This is a genomic window from Streptomyces polyrhachis (assembly GCF_042663125.1).
GTDB lineage: Bacteria > Actinomycetota > Actinomycetes > Streptomycetales > Streptomycetaceae > Streptomyces > Streptomyces polyrhachii.
The window spans coordinates 33,132-48,647 of sequence record NZ_JBHSZO010000007.1 but is presented as its reverse complement, the minus strand read 5'-3'; the positions used below and the strand labels follow the sequence as shown (position 1 = coordinate 48,647).

General features: G+C 72.3%; 14 protein-coding genes. 12 read left to right on the top strand and 2 right to left on the bottom strand.

Annotation, left to right across the window (positions count from 1 at the left end; translation table 11 throughout):
• Positions 1-37 precede the first annotated feature (37 nt).
• From pdxS to ACFQLX_RS06295, 11 genes are all read left to right on the top strand, one after another.
• Complete coding sequence (gene pdxS / locus ACFQLX_RS06345) at positions 38-943, top strand: pyridoxal 5'-phosphate synthase lyase subunit PdxS (RefSeq protein ID WP_386412968.1); 906 nt, start codon at positions 38-40, stop codon at positions 941-943.
• Positions 944-1,090: 147 nt separating this feature from the next.
• On the top strand, positions 1,091-1,678 hold the full coding sequence (pdxT, locus tag ACFQLX_RS06340; protein WP_386412966.1) for a pyridoxal 5'-phosphate synthase glutaminase subunit PdxT: 588 nt from the start codon (positions 1,091-1,093) through the stop codon (positions 1,676-1,678).
• A gap of 59 nt (positions 1,679-1,737) precedes the next feature.
• Positions 1,738-2,490 carry a YebC/PmpR family DNA-binding transcriptional regulator gene (locus ACFQLX_RS06335; protein ID WP_386412964.1) on the top strand — a complete coding sequence of 251 codons (753 nt, stop codon included), beginning with the start codon at positions 1,738-1,740 and terminating at the stop codon, positions 2,488-2,490.
• Positions 2,491-2,651: 161 nt separating this feature from the next.
• Positions 2,652-3,287, top strand: a complete 636-nt coding sequence (gene ruvC / locus ACFQLX_RS06330) for a crossover junction endodeoxyribonuclease RuvC (RefSeq protein ID WP_386412962.1) — start codon at positions 2,652-2,654, stop codon at positions 3,285-3,287.
• The gene (ruvA, locus tag ACFQLX_RS06325; protein ID WP_386412960.1) at positions 3,284-3,907 is read left to right on the top strand and encodes a Holliday junction branch migration protein RuvA; all 624 of its coding nucleotides are present in this window, start codon (positions 3,284-3,286) and stop codon (positions 3,905-3,907) included. Before ruvC ends, ruvA begins: the two co-directional genes overlap by 4 nt.
• Before the next feature lie 102 nt (positions 3,908-4,009).
• Positions 4,010-5,113: a Holliday junction branch migration DNA helicase RuvB gene (gene ruvB, locus ACFQLX_RS06320; protein ID WP_386412958.1), complete on the top strand. Its 1,104-nt coding sequence runs from the start codon at positions 4,010-4,012 to the stop codon at positions 5,111-5,113.
• Positions 5,114-5,284: 171 nt separating this feature from the next.
• Positions 5,285-5,740, top strand: a complete 456-nt coding sequence (gene yajC / locus ACFQLX_RS06315; RefSeq protein ID WP_386412956.1) for a preprotein translocase subunit YajC — start codon at positions 5,285-5,287, stop codon at positions 5,738-5,740.
• A 113-nt stretch (positions 5,741-5,853) separates the two neighbouring features.
• Complete coding sequence (gene secD / locus ACFQLX_RS06310; protein ID WP_386412955.1) at positions 5,854-7,638, top strand: protein translocase subunit SecD; 1,785 nt, start codon at positions 5,854-5,856, stop codon at positions 7,636-7,638.
• A 1-nt stretch (position 7,639) separates the two neighbouring features.
• Positions 7,640-8,773, top strand: coding sequence for a protein translocase subunit SecF (secF, locus tag ACFQLX_RS06305; protein WP_386412953.1), 1,134 nt, complete (start codon positions 7,640-7,642; stop codon positions 8,771-8,773).
• 161 nt (positions 8,774-8,934) lie between these two features.
• Positions 8,935-9,474, top strand: a complete 540-nt coding sequence (locus tag ACFQLX_RS06300; RefSeq protein WP_386412951.1) for an adenine phosphoribosyltransferase — start codon at positions 8,935-8,937, stop codon at positions 9,472-9,474.
• Positions 9,475-9,633: 159 nt separating this feature from the next.
• A complete protein-coding gene (locus ACFQLX_RS06295; RefSeq protein WP_386412949.1) occupies positions 9,634-12,162 on the top strand; it encodes a RelA/SpoT family protein in 2,529 nt (842 codons plus the stop codon).
• A 63-nt stretch (positions 12,163-12,225) separates the two neighbouring features.
• On the opposite strand, the gene ACFQLX_RS06290 is transcribed toward ACFQLX_RS06295, so the two are convergent.
• Both ACFQLX_RS06290 and ACFQLX_RS06285 read right to left on the bottom strand, forming a co-directional pair.
• Positions 12,226-13,455: a DUF349 domain-containing protein gene (locus ACFQLX_RS06290; RefSeq protein ID WP_386412947.1), complete on the bottom strand. Its 1,230-nt coding sequence runs from the start codon at positions 13,453-13,455 to the stop codon at positions 12,226-12,228.
• Between the two features lie 251 nt (positions 13,456-13,706).
• A complete protein-coding gene (locus ACFQLX_RS06285; RefSeq protein WP_386412945.1) occupies positions 13,707-14,549 on the bottom strand; it encodes a peptidylprolyl isomerase in 843 nt (280 codons plus the stop codon).
• Between the two features lie 252 nt (positions 14,550-14,801).
• Between ACFQLX_RS06285 and ACFQLX_RS06280 the strand changes: the two genes are divergently transcribed.
• Entirely contained in the window at positions 14,802-15,512 is a 711-nt protein-coding gene (locus ACFQLX_RS06280) for an MBL fold metallo-hydrolase (RefSeq protein ID WP_386412943.1), read from the top strand.
• The last annotated feature ends 4 nt before the right edge of the window (positions 15,513-15,516 follow it).

Sequence of the window (15,516 nt, the reverse complement as noted above, 5' to 3'; positions counted from 1 at the left end):
ATGTATCGCACCCTTCGTCACACGAGTGAGGTCAACCGTGTCCAGCAACACCTCTCAGGCCCCCGAGACCGGCACCGCCCGCGTGAAGCGCGGCATGGCCGAGCAGCTCAAGGGCGGCGTGATCATGGACGTGGTCAACGCCGAGCAGGCGAAGATCGCCGAGGACGCCGGCGCCGTGGCCGTCATGGCCCTGGAGCGGGTGCCCGCCGACATCCGCAAGGACGGCGGCGTGGCCCGTATGTCGGACCCGAACATGATCGAGGAGATCATCGAGGCCGTCTCCATCCCGGTCATGGCGAAGTCCCGTATCGGCCACTTCGTCGAGGCCCAGGTCCTGCAGTCGCTGGGCGTGGACTACATCGACGAGTCCGAGGTCCTCACCCCGGCCGACGAGGTCAACCACTCCGACAAGTGGTCCTTCACCACCCCCTTCGTCTGCGGCGCCACCAACCTGGGCGAGGCCCTGCGCCGGATCGCCGAGGGCGCGGCCATGATCCGCTCCAAGGGCGAGGCCGGCACCGGCAACGTCGTGGAGGCCGTCCGCCACCTGCGCCAGATCAAGAACGAGATCGGCGCCCTGCGCGGCCTGGACAACCACGAGCTGTACGCCGCCGCCAAGGAGCTGCGCGCCCCCTACGAGCTGGTCGCCGAGGTGGCCCGCCTGGGCAAGCTGCCGGTGGTGCTCTTCTCCGCGGGCGGCGTCGCCACCCCGGCCGACGCGGCGCTGATGCGCCAGCTCGGCGCCGAGGGCGTCTTCGTCGGCTCCGGCATCTTCAAGTCCGGCGACCCGGCCAAGCGCGCCGCCGCCATCGTGAAGGCCACCACCTTCCACGACGACCCCAAGATCATCGCGGACGCCTCCCGCAACCTGGGCGAGGCCATGGTCGGCATCAACTGCGACACCCTCCCCGAAGAGCAGCGCTACGCCAAGCGCGGTTGGTGAACCCCGCACCGGAGCACAGCGGTTGACGGGGTGGGCGCGCCGTAGCGGTACGGGCGTCCGCCCCGTCGCCGATCCGGGACCCGGTCGCCGCCCCGCGATCCCGCGGGCGCGCAGGTCCCGTCGTACCACCTAATCCAGGAAGGTCCCGTGTCCCCCGTCATCGGTGTCCTCGCCCTCCAGGGCGACGTCCGCGAGCATCTGGCCGCCCTTGAGGCCGCCGGCGCCGCGACCGTGTCCGTCCGCCGCCCCGAGGAACTGGCCGCGGTCGACGGCCTGGTGCTGCCGGGCGGCGAGTCGACCACCATCTCCAAACTGGCCATCGCCTTCGGCCTGATGGAGCCGCTGCGCGAGCGCGTCGGCGCCGGGCTGCCCGTCTACGGCTCCTGCGCCGGGATGATCATGCTCGCGGACAAGATCCTCGACCCCCGTTCCGGCCAGGAGACCATCGGCGGCATCGACATGATCGTCCGCCGCAACGCCTTCGGGCGCCAGAACGAGTCCTTCGAGGCCGCACTGGACGTCGACGGCGTCGACGGCGGCCCCGTCGAGGGGATCTTCATCCGGGCGCCGTGGGTGGAGTCGGTCGGCGCGAAGGCGCAGGTGCTCGCCCGCTACGGGGAGCACGCCGTCGCGGTGCGCCAGGGCGCTCTGCTCGCCACGTCCTTCCACCCCGAGCTGACCGGGGACCACCGGGTGCACCGGCTGTTCACCGAGATGGTGCGCGCGGCGGCGTGACGCGGTCCCGGTAGGATCCCCTCGTTCGTTTCCGTAGGGTCGTTGAATGGAGCCATGCCGTGTCCGGCCACTCTAAGTGGGCAACCACCAAGCACAAGAAGGCCGTGATCGATGCCAAGCGAGGGAAGCTCTTCGCGAAGCTGATCAAGAACGTCGAGGTCGCGGCCCGGATGGGCGGCGCCGACATCGACGGCAACCCCACGCTCTACGACGCGGTGCAGAAGGCCAAGAAGAGCTCGGTTCCCAACAAGAACATCGACTCGGCCATCAAGCGCGGCGCGGGCCTGGAGGCCGGCGGCGCCGACTACGAGACGATCATGTACGAGGGCTACGGCCCCAACGGTGTCGCGGTGCTCATCGAGTGCCTGACCGACAACCGCAACCGCGCCGCCTCCGACGTGCGCGTGGCGATGACCCGCAACGGCGGCTCGATGGCCGACCCCGGCTCCGTCTCGTACCTCTTCCACCGCAAGGGCGTCGTGATCGTCCCCAAGGGCGAGCTGGGCGAGGACGACGTGCTCGACGCGGTCCTGGAGGCCGGCGCCGAGGAGGTCAACGACCTGGGCGAGTCCTTCGAGGTGCTCTCCGAGGCGACCGACCTGGTGGCCGTGCGCACCGCGCTGCAGGAGGCCGGCATCGACTACGACTCGGCGGAGGCGAACTTCGTCCCCACGATGCAGGTCGAGCTGGACGAGGAGGGCGCGCGGAAGATCTTCCGGCTGATCGACGCCCTGGAGGACAGCGACGACGTGCAGAACGTCTTCGCCAACTTCGACGTCTCCGACGAGGTCATGGAGAAGGTCGACGTCTGACGGCGGGTGCGGCGGGGCCGCCGGGGCGGGCGAGCGCTCGCCCCGGCGGCCCCGCCGCATGCCTGCCCTCCCGGTGCGGGCGCCTCGTACGAGCGTGCCCGCCCCCGGCGTTGTCGGTGGCTGCGGATAGCCTGCACCTGCGGCGACGGAAGGGAGTCGAGGTGCGGGTACTGGGTGTGGACCCGGGGCTGACCAGATGCGGGGCGGGGGTCGTCGACGGCGCCCCCGGCCGGCCGTTGGCGATGGTCGCGGTCGGGGTCGTGCGCACCCCGCCGGACTCCCCGGTGCACGAGCGGCTGCTGCTCATCGAGCAGGGGCTGGAGGTCTGGCTGGAGGAGCACCGGCCCGACGTCGTCGCCATTGAGCGCGTCTTCAGCCAGCACAACGTGCGGACGGTCATGGGCACCGCCCAGGCCAGCGCCGCCGCGATGCTCTGCGCCGCCCGCCGCGGACTGCCGGTCGTGCTGCACACGCCCAGCGAGGTGAAGGCCGCCGTCACCGGCAGCGGGCGCGCGGACAAGGCCCAGGTCGGCGCGATGGTCACCCGGCTGCTGCGCCTCGACGCCCCGCCCCGGCCCGCCGACGCGGCGGACGCCCTGGCCCTGGCCATCTGCCACATCTGGCGCGGCCCCGCCCAGGAGCGGCTGCGCACCGCGGGCAGCCGGCAGACACAGCAGCTGCTGGCCCGCGCGGCCGCGGCCGCCGCCCGACCCCCCACCCCGGCGCAGGAGCGTCTGCGCCGGGCCGAAGCAGAAGCCCAGGCGGCAGCCGCCGCGCACCAGGAAGGGCGTTCATGATCGCCTTCGTCAGCGGCCCCGTCGCCGCGCTCGCCCCCGACTGCGCCGTCATCGAGGTCGGCGGCATCGGGATGGCCGTGCAGTGCTCCCCGGGCACCCTGGCCGCACTGCGGCTGGGCGCCCCGGCCAAGCTGGCCACCAGCCTGGTCGTCCGGGAGGACTCCCTCACGCTGTACGGCTTCGCGGACGACGACGAGCGCCGGACCTTCGAGCTGCTGCAGACCGCCAGCGGCGTCGGCCCCCGCCTCGCCCAGGCCATGCTCGCCGTGCACAGCCCGGACGCCCTGCGCCTGGCGGTCGCCACCGGCGACGAGAAAGCCCTCACCGCCGTGCCCGGCATCGGCAAGAAGGGCGCGCAGAAGCTGCTGCTGGAGTTGAAGGACCGGCTCGGCGCGCCGGTCGGCGCCCCGGCCCGCGCGGGCGCGGTGTCCGCGGCGACGTCCGGCTGGCGCGAGCAGCTGCACACCGCGCTCACCGGTCTCGGCTACGCCCCCCGGGAGGCGGAGGCCGCCGTGGAGGCGGTCGCCCCCCAGGCCGAGGAGGACGTGGCCGCCGGTGCGGCGCCCGAGGTGGGGCGCCTGCTGCGCACGGCCCTGCAGTCCCTGAACCGCGCCCGATGACCGCGCCCGATGACCGCGCAGCCGGCCCCGGCGGGCCCCGCGGCCCCGCAGGCCCCGGGAGTGCGGCCCCGTCCGACGACCGAACGACCGAGGTGACCTGACGTGACATGGGACGACGCCGAGTACGGCGCCGGCGGACCGGGCGCCGAGGCGACCGCCGACCCGGGCGCGAGCCGGCTGGTCGGTGCGGCGGCCGACGGCGAGGACGCGGCCGTCGAGGCGGCGCTGCGCCCCAAGGACCTCGCCGAGTTCGTCGGCCAGGAGCGCGTGCGCGAGCAGCTCGACCTGGTGCTGCGCGCCGCCCGCCAGCGCGGCGCCACCGCCGACCACGTGCTGCTCTCCGGTGCGCCCGGCCTCGGCAAGACCACCCTCGCCATGATCGTCGCCGCCGAGATGGGCGCCCCGATCCGGATCACCTCGGGCCCGGCCATCCAGCACGCCGGGGACCTGGCCGCCATCCTCTCCTCCCTCCAGGAGGGCGAGGTCCTCTTCCTCGACGAGATCCACCGGATGTCCCGGCCCGCCGAGGAGATGCTCTACATGGCGATGGAGGACTTCCGCGTCGACGTGATCGTCGGCAAGGGCCCCGGCGCCACGGCCATCCCGCTGGAGCTGCCGCCCTTCACCCTGGTCGGCGCCACCACCCGCGCCGGCCTGCTGCCGCCCCCGCTGCGCGACCGCTTCGGCTTCACCGGGCACATGGAGTTCTACGCCCCCCAGGAGCTGGAGCGGGTCATCCACCGCTCCGCCGGGCTGCTGGACGTGTCGATCGACCCGGCCGGCGCCGCCGAGATCGCCGGCCGCTCGCGCGGCACGCCCCGTATCGCCAACCGGCTGCTGCGACGGGTGCGCGACTACGCCCAGGTGCGCGCGGACGGCGCGGTCACCGAGGAACTGGCCGGCCGCGCCCTGGAGGTCTACGAGGTCGACGACCGCGGCCTCGACCGCCTGGACCGCGCCGTACTGCGGGCTCTGCTGCAGCTCTTCGGCGGCGGACCGGTCGGCCTGTCCACCCTCGCCGTCGCGGTGGGGGAGGAGCGCGAGACGGTCGAGGAGGTCGCCGAGCCGTTCCTGGTCCGCGAGGGGCTGCTGGCCCGTACGCCCAGAGGCCGCGTCGCGACGCCCGCCGCCTGGGCGCATCTCGGGCTTACCGCACCGCAGGGCGCCGCGGGTGCGGGACGCCAGGCGACGCTCCCCGACGCATGAGCCCGGCGGCGGCGCGGGTATTGGCCCGCCCAGGAACGGTGGTGCCATGCTGGGCGTTGTTCATCAGGTGGGGACTGGCTTAGACTCCGCCGACGTCCTCCGTAGAGCGGACGGCGATTCGCTCCCGAAATCGAGGCCGTGAATTCGGCCACTAAGGAAAATCCGGACACCGTGGATATCGGAATTCTTCTGCCGTTCATCATCCTGATCGGCGCCATGCTCCTCATGACCCGGTCGGCCAAGAACAAGCAGCGCCAGGCCGCGCAGATGCGGGACTCCATGCAGCCGGGCTCCGGCGTGCGGACCATCGGCGGTATGTACGCGGTGGTCAAGGAGGTCCACGACGACGCCGTTCTCCTCGAGGTCGCCCCCGGGGTGCACGCCGTGTACGCGAAGAACTCGATCGGCGCCATCCTGGACGACGAGGAGTACAACCGCATCGTCCACGGGGTCGAGACGGCGAAGGCCGACGACCTTCCGGAGGTTCCCGAGGACGCCTCGTCCCTCACCGGGGGCGACGCCGGAGCCCGCGAGGGCGACAGCGCCCCCGAGGCCCCCGAGATCGACCTGGGCAAGCCCAAGGACGCGGCGGACGGCGACGACCAGGACGGCAGCACCGCGAAGTAAGCGGTCCCGGCCGCCCGCGGGCGCCGGGTTTCCGCCGGGGTGTCCTCACACGACTTCGCCGTCCCGCGGCCCGCCAGGGCCGCGGGACGGCGCTGGACAGGAGAACTGAGAAGGTGGCAGCACCGAAGAGGGGCCGCGGGGCCCAGGGATCGCAGAGCCGGCCGTGGCGCCCGCTGCTGGCGATCCTGATCGCCCTCGTCGCGCTCACCGGGGGGATGTTCCTCTCCGGCCACACCACACCGCGACTGGGCATCGACCTCGCGGGTGGTACGAGCATCACGCTCGAGGCCAAGGAGCAGCCCGGCAAGACGGGCTCGATCACTCCCAAGAACATGGAGACGGCGGTCGGCATCATCGAGCGCCGTGTCAACGGTCTTGGTGTGTCGGAGGCCGAGGTCCAGACCCAGGGCGAGAAGAACATCATCGTCAACATCCCCAAGGGCACGGACCAGGAGTCGGCGCAGGAGCAGGTCGGTACGACCGCCAAGCTCTACTTCCGCCCCGTGCTCGCGGCGGAGCTGGGCGCGGCCCCCGCGCCGGACCCCTCTGCCGCTCCGGAGTCCTCGCCGAGCGCCTCCCCGAAGGCGGGGGAGGGCGGCACGAGCGGTGACGGTGGCAGCAAGGCCGACCCCTCCGCCGGCAGCACGGCCCCGCAGGGCCGCGCGCTGACCCAGGGCCTGCAGCAGCAGGACAGCTCGCCCAGCGCCTCCCCGAAGGCGTCGCAGTCCCCGAAGGCCCAGGACCCCGCCGCTCCCGCCGCCACCCCCGCGCCCGTGCCGGGTGTCACCCCCGAGCTGCAGGCCGCGCTCACCAAGCTCGACTGCTCCACCAAGGAGAAGCGCGCCGCGGCCGCCGACAAGGCGGCCGAGGCCGGCGACACCAAGAGCGTCGTCGCCTGCGAGCAGGACGGCTCCCAGAAGTACATCCTGGGCCCGGCCGCCGTGCTGGGCACCGACGTCAAGTCGGCACAGGCCTCGCTCGACACCCAGCAGGGCCGCGGCTGGATCGTCAACATGGACTTCACCGGCTCCGGCTCGAAGAAGTTCGCCAAGGTCACCGGCGACATCTCCGCCAAGCAGCCGCCGCAGAACCAGTTCGCGATCGAGCTGGACGGCGAGATCGTCTCCGCGCCGTCGGTACGCGAGTCCATCGGCGGCGGCTCGGCGTTCATCGAGGGCAGCTTCACCCAGCAGTCCGCCGAGTCGCTGGCCAACGTCCTGTCCTACGGCGCGCTGCCGCTGTCGTTCGAGACGCTCTCGGTCGACACCGTCTCCGCCGCGCTCGGCTCCGAGCAGCTGGAGGCGGGCCTGATCGCCGGCGCCATCGGCCTGGGCCTGGTCGTCATCTACCTGGTGGCCTACTACCGGGGCCTGTCGCTCATCGCGATCGCCAGCCTCCTGGCCTCGGCGGCCCTCACGTACACGATCATGGCACTGCTCGGCCCGGCCATCGGCTTCGCGCTGAACCTGCCGGCCGTCTGCGGCGCGATCGTGGCGATCGGCATCACGGCCGACTCCTTCATCGTGTACTTCGAGCGCATCCGTGACGAGATCCGCCACGGCCGCTCGCTGCGCCCCGCCGTGGAGCGGGCCTGGCCGCGCGCCCGCCGTACGATCCTCGTCTCCGACTTCGTCTCCTTCCTCGCCGCCGCGGTGCTCTTCGCCGTGACGGTCGGCAAGGTGCAGGGCTTCGCCTTCACGCTGGGGCTGACCACCGTCCTGGACGTGGTCGTGGTCTTCCTCTTCACGAAGCCGCTGATGACGATCCTGGCCCGGACGAAGTTCTTCGCCAGCGGCAACCCGTGGTCCGGCCTGGACCCCCGGCGCCTCGGGGTGCAGCCGCCGATCCGCCGCGGCCGGCGCTCCGCCGCCCCGCTCGACCTGACGAAGGAGGCGTGAGATGTCGCGTCTCGGCAATCTCGGTGCCAAGCTCTACCGCGGCGAGGTCGGCTACGACTTCGTCGGCAAGCGGTTCCTCTGGTACGGCGTCTCCATCCTGATCACCATCGTGGCGATCGCCGGATTCCTCATCCGCGGTCTCAACATGGGCATCGAGTTCGAGGGCGGGGCGGTCTTCACCACCCCGAAGACCAGCGTCTCGGTCGCCCACGCGCAGGAGGCGGCGGAGGCGGCCTCCGGGCACGACGCCATCGTCCAGCAGGTCGGCGGCGACAAGCTGCGCATCCAGGTCAGCGGCATCGGCACCGCCGAGTCCACCAAGGTCCAGAACAAGCTGGCCGAGGACTTCGGCATCAAGGACGCCAGCAGCATCAACGCGCAGCTGGTCGGCCCCAGTTGGGGCAAGCAGATCGCCGACAAGGCCTGGCAGGGCCTGTGGATCTTCATGGTCCTGGTGGTGGTCTACCTCGCGATCGCCTTCGAGTGGCGGATGGCGGTCGCGGCGCTGATCGCGCTGATCCACGACCTCACCATCACCATCGGCGTGTACGCCCTGGTGGGCTTCGAGGTCACCCCGGGCACGGTGATCGGTCTGCTGACCATCCTCGGCTACTCCCTGTACGACACCGTCGTCGTCTTCGACGGCCTCAAGGAGAGCAGCAAGGACTTCACCAAGCAGACCCGCTTCACCTACCGGGAGCTGGCGAACCGCTCGCTCAACGGCACGCTGGTGCGCTCGATCAACACCTCCGTGGTGGCGCTGCTGCCGGTCGCTGGCCTGCTCTTCATCGGCGGCGGCGTGCTCGGCGGCGGCATGCTCAACGACATCGCGCTCTCGCTCTTCGTGGGCCTGGCCGCCGGCGCCTACTCGTCGATCTTCATCGCGACGCCGCTGGTGGTCGACCTCAAGGAGCGCGACCCCGAGGTCAAGGCGCACGACAAGCGGGTCGCCGCCCGCCGTGCCGCCGAGGCCCGCGCCGCCCGTGAGGGCAAGGGCGGCCAGGGGCACGAGGGGGAGGCGGACGCCGAGGACGACTCCTCGCAGGACGCCGAGCCCGCGGGCGCCGGCAGCGGCCCGCGCCGCCAGCCCCCGCGCAACCGGGGCCGCGGCCGGCCCTCGGGCAAGCGGCGCTGAGGTCCGACGTACGAGGCCGAGGGGCGCCGGGCCCGCCGAGAGGCGGCCCGGCGCCCCTCGGCGTTCCACCCGCGGGCCGGGGCGCCGGCCCTGCGCTGCTACCGTGGCGCCCGGTCAGGCCGTCACCCCCGACGGCGCCGAACGCACGGACGAGGCGGTTGATGAGCAGCCTGCAGGAGCTCTTGCTGAGCCGGATCAAGGACGTCCCCGACTACCCCGAGCCGGGGATCGTCTTCAAGGACATCACCCCGCTGCTCGCGGACCCGGCCGCCTTCACGGCGCTGACCGACGCCCTGGCGGACATCTGCCTGCGCCAGGGCGCCACCAAGGTCGTCGGCCTGGAGGCGCGCGGTTTCATCCTGGGCGCCCCGGTGGCGGTGCGGGCGGGGGTCGGCTTCGTACCGGCGCGCAAGGCCGGCAAGCTCCCCGGTGCCACGCTCGGGCAGAGCTACGCGCTGGAGTACGGCACGGCGGAGATCGAGATCCACGCGGACGCCCTCACCCCGCACGACCGGGTGCTCGTCATCGACGACGTCCTGGCCACCGGCGGTACCGCCCGGGCGTCCCTGGAGCTGATCGGGCGCACGGGCGCGCAGGTCGCGGGCGTCGCCGTACTGATGGAACTGGGCTTCCTGCGGGGCCGTGAACGCCTGGAGCCGGCCCTGGCGGGCGCTCCGCTGGAGGCACTCCTCGCCCTGTGAGCACGCACCGGGCGGCCCCCGGGGCGGGCTGGACCCGGCCCGGGGGCGGTCCCGGGGCGGCCCGGAGGACAGCGCCCGGCGGGTGGGGCGGCCGGTCGGCCCGATACCATGGCTGTCCGGCCCCTTCGTGAATGCCGGGCGACCCCCGAGGGAGTGCACTTGCAGGACGAGGCCAAGCCCCCCGCCACCGCACAGCGCGACGAGAACGCCGTCGCGGCGGCCCCCGGCGCGCCCGAGCCGGCCGCGACCGGGCCCGCGCCCGGGGAGGAGCCGCCTGCAGCCCCCCTCGCAGGGAAGGACGCCGGGGACGCCGCCCAGGACAAGCCCCGGCCCGCGCAGCCCGCCGCCCGCCCCGGATCCGGCCGCCCCGTCACCGGATCGACGCGCTCCGGCTCGCCCAACCGCGTGCGCGCCCGCCTCGCCCGCCTGGGCGTCCAGCGCCAGAGCCCGTACAACCCGGTCCTGGAGCCCCTGCTGCGCATCGTCCGCAGCAACGACCCCAAGGCCGACGCCAGCACCCTGCGCCAGATCGAGCGCGCCTACCAGGTCGCCGAGCGCTGGCACCGCGGCCAGAAGCGCAAGAGCGGCGACCCGTACATCACCCACCCCCTCGCGGTCACCACGATCCTCGCCGAACTCGGCATGGACGCGGCCACGTTGATGGCCGGACTGCTGCACGACACGGTGGAGGACACCGAGTACGGGCTGGAGACGCTGCGGCTGGACTTCGGCGACCAGGTGGCGCTGCTCGTCGACGGCGTGACCAAGCTGGACAAGGTCAAGTTCGGCGAGGCCGCGCAGGCCGAGACGGTCCGCAAGATGGTCGTCGCCATGGCCAAGGACCCCCGGGTGCTGGTCATCAAGCTCGCCGACCGGCTGCACAACATGCGCACCATGCGCTACCTGCGCCGCGAGAAGCAGGAGCAGAAGGCCCGCGAGACGCTGGAGATCTACGCGCCGCTGGCCCACCGGCTCGGCATGAACACCATCAAGTGGGAGCTGGAGGACCTCGCCTTCGCGATCCTCTACCCCAAGATGTACGACGAGATCGTCCGCCTGGTCGCCGAGCGCGCCCCCAAGCGCGACGAGTACCTGGCCGTCGTCACCGACGAGGTCCAGTCCGACCTGCGCAGCGCCCGGATCAAGGCGACCGTCACCGGCCGCCCCAAGCACTACTACAGCGTCTACCAGAAGATGATCGTCCGCGGCCGGGACTTCGCGGAGATCTACGACCTGGTCGGCATCCGGGTCCTGGTGGAGTCGGTCCGCGACTGCTACGCGGCGCTCGGCACGATCCACGCGCGGTGGAACCCCGTCCCCGGACGGTTCAAGGACTACATCGCGATGCCGAAGTTCAACATGTACCAGTCGCTGCACACCACGGTCATCGGCCCCGGCGGCAAGCCCGTCGAGCTGCAGATCCGCACCTTCGACATGCACCGCCGCGCGGAGTACGGCATCGCCGCTCACTGGAAGTACAAGCAGCAGGCCGTCGCCGGCGAGTCCAAGGTCCGCACCGACACCCCGCGCCGCTCGGGCAAGGGCGAGGAGACGGTCAACGACATGGCGTGGCTGCGCCAGTTGATCGACTGGCAGAAGGAGACCGAGGACCCGGGGGAGTTCCTCGACGCGCTGCGCTTCGACCTCTCGCGCAACGAGGTCTTCGTCTTCACGCCCAAGGGCGACGTGATAGCGCTGCCGGCCGGTGCCACCCCCGTCGACTTCGCCTACAACGTCCACACCGAGGTCGGCCACCGGACCATAGGGGCACGGGTAAACGGGCGCCTCGTACCGCTGGAGTCGACCCTCGACAACGGCGACACGGTGGAGGTCTTCACCTCCAAGGCGCAGGGCGCCGGGCCCTCGCGGGACTGGCTGAACTTCGTCAAGTCGCCCCGGGCGCGCAACAAGATCCGCGGCTGGTTCTCCAAGGAGCGCCGCGACGAGGCGATCGAGCAGGGCAAGGACGCCATCGCGCGCGCCATGCGCAAGCAGAACCTCCCCATCCAGCGCATCCTCACCGGCGACACCCTGGTCACCATCGCGCACGAGATGCGCTACCCGGACATCTCCGCCCTCTACGCGGCGATCGGCGAGGGGCACGTCTCCGCGCAGAGCGTGGTGCAGAAGCTGGTGCAGGCCCTCGGCGGGGAGGAGGCCGCCACCGAGGACATCGAGGAGACGGCGCCGCCGCTGCACGGACGCGGCCGCAAGCGGCGCGCGGCCAACGACCCGGGCGTCATCGTCAAGGGCGTCGAGGACGTGTGGGTGAAGCTCTCACGCTGCTGCACACCCGTCCCGGGCGACCCGATCATCGGCTTCGTCACCCGGGGCAACGGCGTCTCGGTGCACCGGGCGGACTGCGTCAACGTCGACTCCCTCTCCCAGCAGCCCGAGCGGCTGCTGGAGGTGGAGTGGGCGCCGACCCAGTCCTCGGTCTTCCTGGTGGCCATCCAGGTCGAGGCGCTGGACCGCTCCCGGCTGCTCTCCGACGTCACCCGGGTGCTCTCCGACCAGCACGTCAACATCCTCTCCGCGGCCGTCCAGACCTCCCGCGACCGCGTCGCCACCTCCCGCTTCACCTTCGAGATGGGCGACCCCAAGCACCTGGGGCACGTCCTGAAGGCGGTCCGCAAGGTGGAGGGCGTCTACGACGTCTACCGGGTGACCTCGGCCCGTAACAACTGACCGCACGGTGAAGGGCCCCCGACCGGTCCGGCCGGGGGCCCTTCACCGTGGCGGCTCAGCGGCTCAACCGCCGAACTCCTGCAGGCCCTTGAGCGCCTGGTCCAGCAGCGCCTGGCGGCCCTCCAGCTCCCGGGAGAGCTTCTCGGCCTTCGCGTCGTTGCCGGCGGCGCGGGCCGTGTCGATCTGCCCGCGCAGCTTGTCGACGGCGTCCTGGAGCTGACCGGTCAGCCCCGCGGCACGGGCGCGCGCCTCCGGGTTCGTACGACGCCACTCGGCCTCCTCGGCCTCCTGGATCGCCCGCTCCACGGCGTGCATCCGCCCCTCGATCCTCGGCCGGGCGTCGCGCGGCACGTGACCGAGGGACTCCCAGCGCTCGTTGATCGTGCGGAACGCCGCGCGGGCGGCCTTCAGATCCGCGATCGGCAGCAACGTCTCCGCCTCGGCGGCCAGTTCCTCCTTGCGCGCGAGGTTCTCCCGCTGCTCCCCGTCGCGTTCGGCGAAGACCTCGCCGCGGGCCTGGAAGAAGACGTCCTGCGCACCGCGGAAGCGGTTCCACAGCTCGTCCTCGGCCTCGCGCTGCGCCCGGCCGGAAGCCTTCCAGTCGGCCATCAGCTCGCGGTAACGCGCCGCCGTGCCACCCCAGTCGGTGGACGAGGAGAGCGCCTCGGCCTCCTGCACCAGCTTCTCCTTGCCGCGCCGCGCCTCCTCCCGCTGGGCGTCCAGCGCGGCGAAGTGCGCCTTGCGGCGCTTGGAGAAGGCCGAACGGGCGTGGCTGAAGCGGTGCCAGAGCTCGTCGTCGCTCTTGCGGTCCAGCCGCGGCAGGCCCTTCCAGATGTCGACCAGCGCCCGCAGCCGCTCCCCGGCGGAGCGCCACTGCTCGGAGGCGGCCAACTCCTCGGCCTCGACGACCAGCGCCTCCTTCGCGGCACGCGCCTCCTGCGACTGCTGGGCCTTGGCCGCCTTGCGCTCCTCGCGGCGCGACTCGACGCTGGCGACCAGCTTGTCCAACCGGGCCGCCAGCGCGTCCAGATCGCCCACCGCGTGCGCGTCGACGACCTGCTCGCGCAGATGGTCGACGGCCGTCAGCGCGTCCTTGGTGGACAGGTCCGTCGTGCGCACCCGGCGCTCGAGGAGGCCGATCTCCACGACCAGGCCGTCGTACTTGCGCTTGTAGTAGGCCAGGGCCTCGTCCGGCGATCCGGCCTGCCACGAACCGACGGCACGCTCACCGTCGGCCGTACGCACATACACCGTTCCCGACTCGTCGACACGGCCCCACGGGTCGCTGCTCACAGCGCCTCCTCACATGACACCGAAGCGGGGAGCACCCGCCGGTATCGTCCACATCTGTCTTCGGCCGGACAGCGCCTTGTGCCTGCGGCCGTATCGTCGCCCCCGCCGACTCCGGTCGGCCGAGGGCGCCTTGCACAACGCCAACATAGGCGAGAGGTGGCCCGGCTGTCCGCATCCCGCGCGAGACCAATCGCGCGCGCAGGCGGCGCCGCGCGGGCGCGGACGCCCGCGGGGGCCGGGCCGCCCCGGGCTCAACCCTTCGCCACGGTCGCCTTGTTGATGACCACGGTGGCGTTGGGCGCGGTGTTGCCCGTCGTCGGGTCCGGAGCGGCGGCGCCCGCTCCCGCGATCTTCTTCAGGACATCCATGCCGGCCTTGTCGATCGTGCCGAAGGGGGTGTAGTCGGGCGGCAGCGGGCTGTCCTGGTAGACCAGGAAGAACTGGCTGCCGCCGCTGTCGCGGCCGGTCTTCGCCTGGGCGTTGTACTGGTTCGCCATCGCGACCGTGCCCGCCGGGTAGACGCCGCCCTTCAGGGAGGCGTCCTTGAGGTTCTCGTCGGGGATCGTGTAGCCGGGACCGTCGGTGCCGTCGCCCTTGGGGGAGCCGCACTGGAGCACGTAGATGCCCTGGGGGGTGAGGCGGTGGCACTTGGTGTGGTCCAAGTAGCCCTTGCCGACGAGGAAGTTGAAGGAGTTCACCGTGTGCGGCGCGGCCTTGGCCTTCAGCGCGACGGAGATGTCGCCGCAGGTGGTCTCCAGCTTCATCGTGTAGTCGGCCGACGTGTCGATGCTCATCGCCGGCTCCTTCGGGAACGTCCCCGCCTTCGGGGTGCCCCCGGCCGGCTTCCCGCAGGGGTCCGGGGCCTTGGACGTCGGCGCCGCGCTGGGCGCGCTGTCCGCCTTGTCCTTCGCGGGGTCCTTCTTCCACGGCGCCGCGGCGAGCAGGCCGCCGCCGCCGGCCACCACCACGGCGAGGACCGACGCGATCACGATGTTGCGCCGCCGTGCGCGCTGCCGCGCACCCACGCGACGCTGCTGCTGGCGCTCGAACTTCTCCCGGGCGAGCTGCCGCCGCCGCTGGTCCTTGGTGACCACCGCGTACCTCTCCCTTGCCTTCGGACGCCCCCGTGCCGGTGGACGCCTGCCTGCCAGGCGTGTCGCCTGCTTGCCAGGCATGTCGAATAACCGGATGTGTGTGAGGCGTACCGTATATCGGTTCGCCCCCTCATGAGCAGCGCCGGTAGGCTGTGCAACGGCTCACGCCCGCGGACCGTGACCCACCCGTCACCGGTCCGTCACCGGCCGTGCCCGCCCGCCTCATCCCACCGGACGTTTCGAAGGACGATCGTGCTCATTGCCGGGTTCCCCGCCGGGGCCTGGGGGACCAATTGTTATCTGGTCGCCCCCGCCGCCGGCGAGGAGTGTGTGATCATCGACCCCGGCCACCAGGCCGCCGAGGGCGTCGCGGAGACGATCGCCAAGCACCGGCTCAAGCCGGTCGCCGTGATGCTCACCCACGGCCACATCGACCACATCGCCTCCGTGGTGCCGGTCTGCGGCGCCAACGACGTCCCCGCCTGGATCCACCCCGACGACCGCTACATGATGAGCGATCCGGAGAAGGCCCTGGGCGCCTCCATCGGCAGGCAGCTGATGGGCGAGCTGACCGTGGGGGAGCCGGACGACGTCAGGGAGCTGGCCGACGGGGCGCGGTTGGAGCTCGCGGGGCTGACGCTCGACGTCGCGCACGCGCCCGGCCATACCAAGGGGTCGGTGGCCTTCCGGATGCCCGAGCAGCCCGACGTACCGCCGGTGCTGTTCTCGGGCGACCTGCTGTTCGCCGGCTCCGTCGGACGTACCGACCTGCCCGGTGGCGACCAGGCCGAGCTGCTCGACTCGCTGGCACGCGTGTGCCTGCCGCTCGAGGACCCGACCGTGGTGCTCTCCGGGCACGGCCCCCAGACGACCATCGGCCGCGAGCGCGCCACCAACCCCTATCTGCGGGAAGTGGCCGCCGGCCGGGGCGGCCCGAGCGCCGCCCCACGACGAGGAATGTGACGGG

What these genes read in the sequence shown, in the direction of transcription:
- ruvA (WP_386412960.1), top strand. Translation starts at nt 3,284, where the DNA reads ATGATCGCCTTCGTCAGCGGCCCCGTCGCCGCGCTCGCCCCCGACTGC.
- secF (WP_386412953.1), top strand. Translation starts at nt 7,640, where the DNA reads ATGTCGCGTCTCGGCAATCTCGGTGCCAAGCTCTACCGCGGCGAGGTC.
- ACFQLX_RS06300 (WP_386412951.1), top strand. Translation starts at nt 8,935, where the DNA reads ATGAGCAGCCTGCAGGAGCTCTTGCTGAGCCGGATCAAGGACGTCCCC.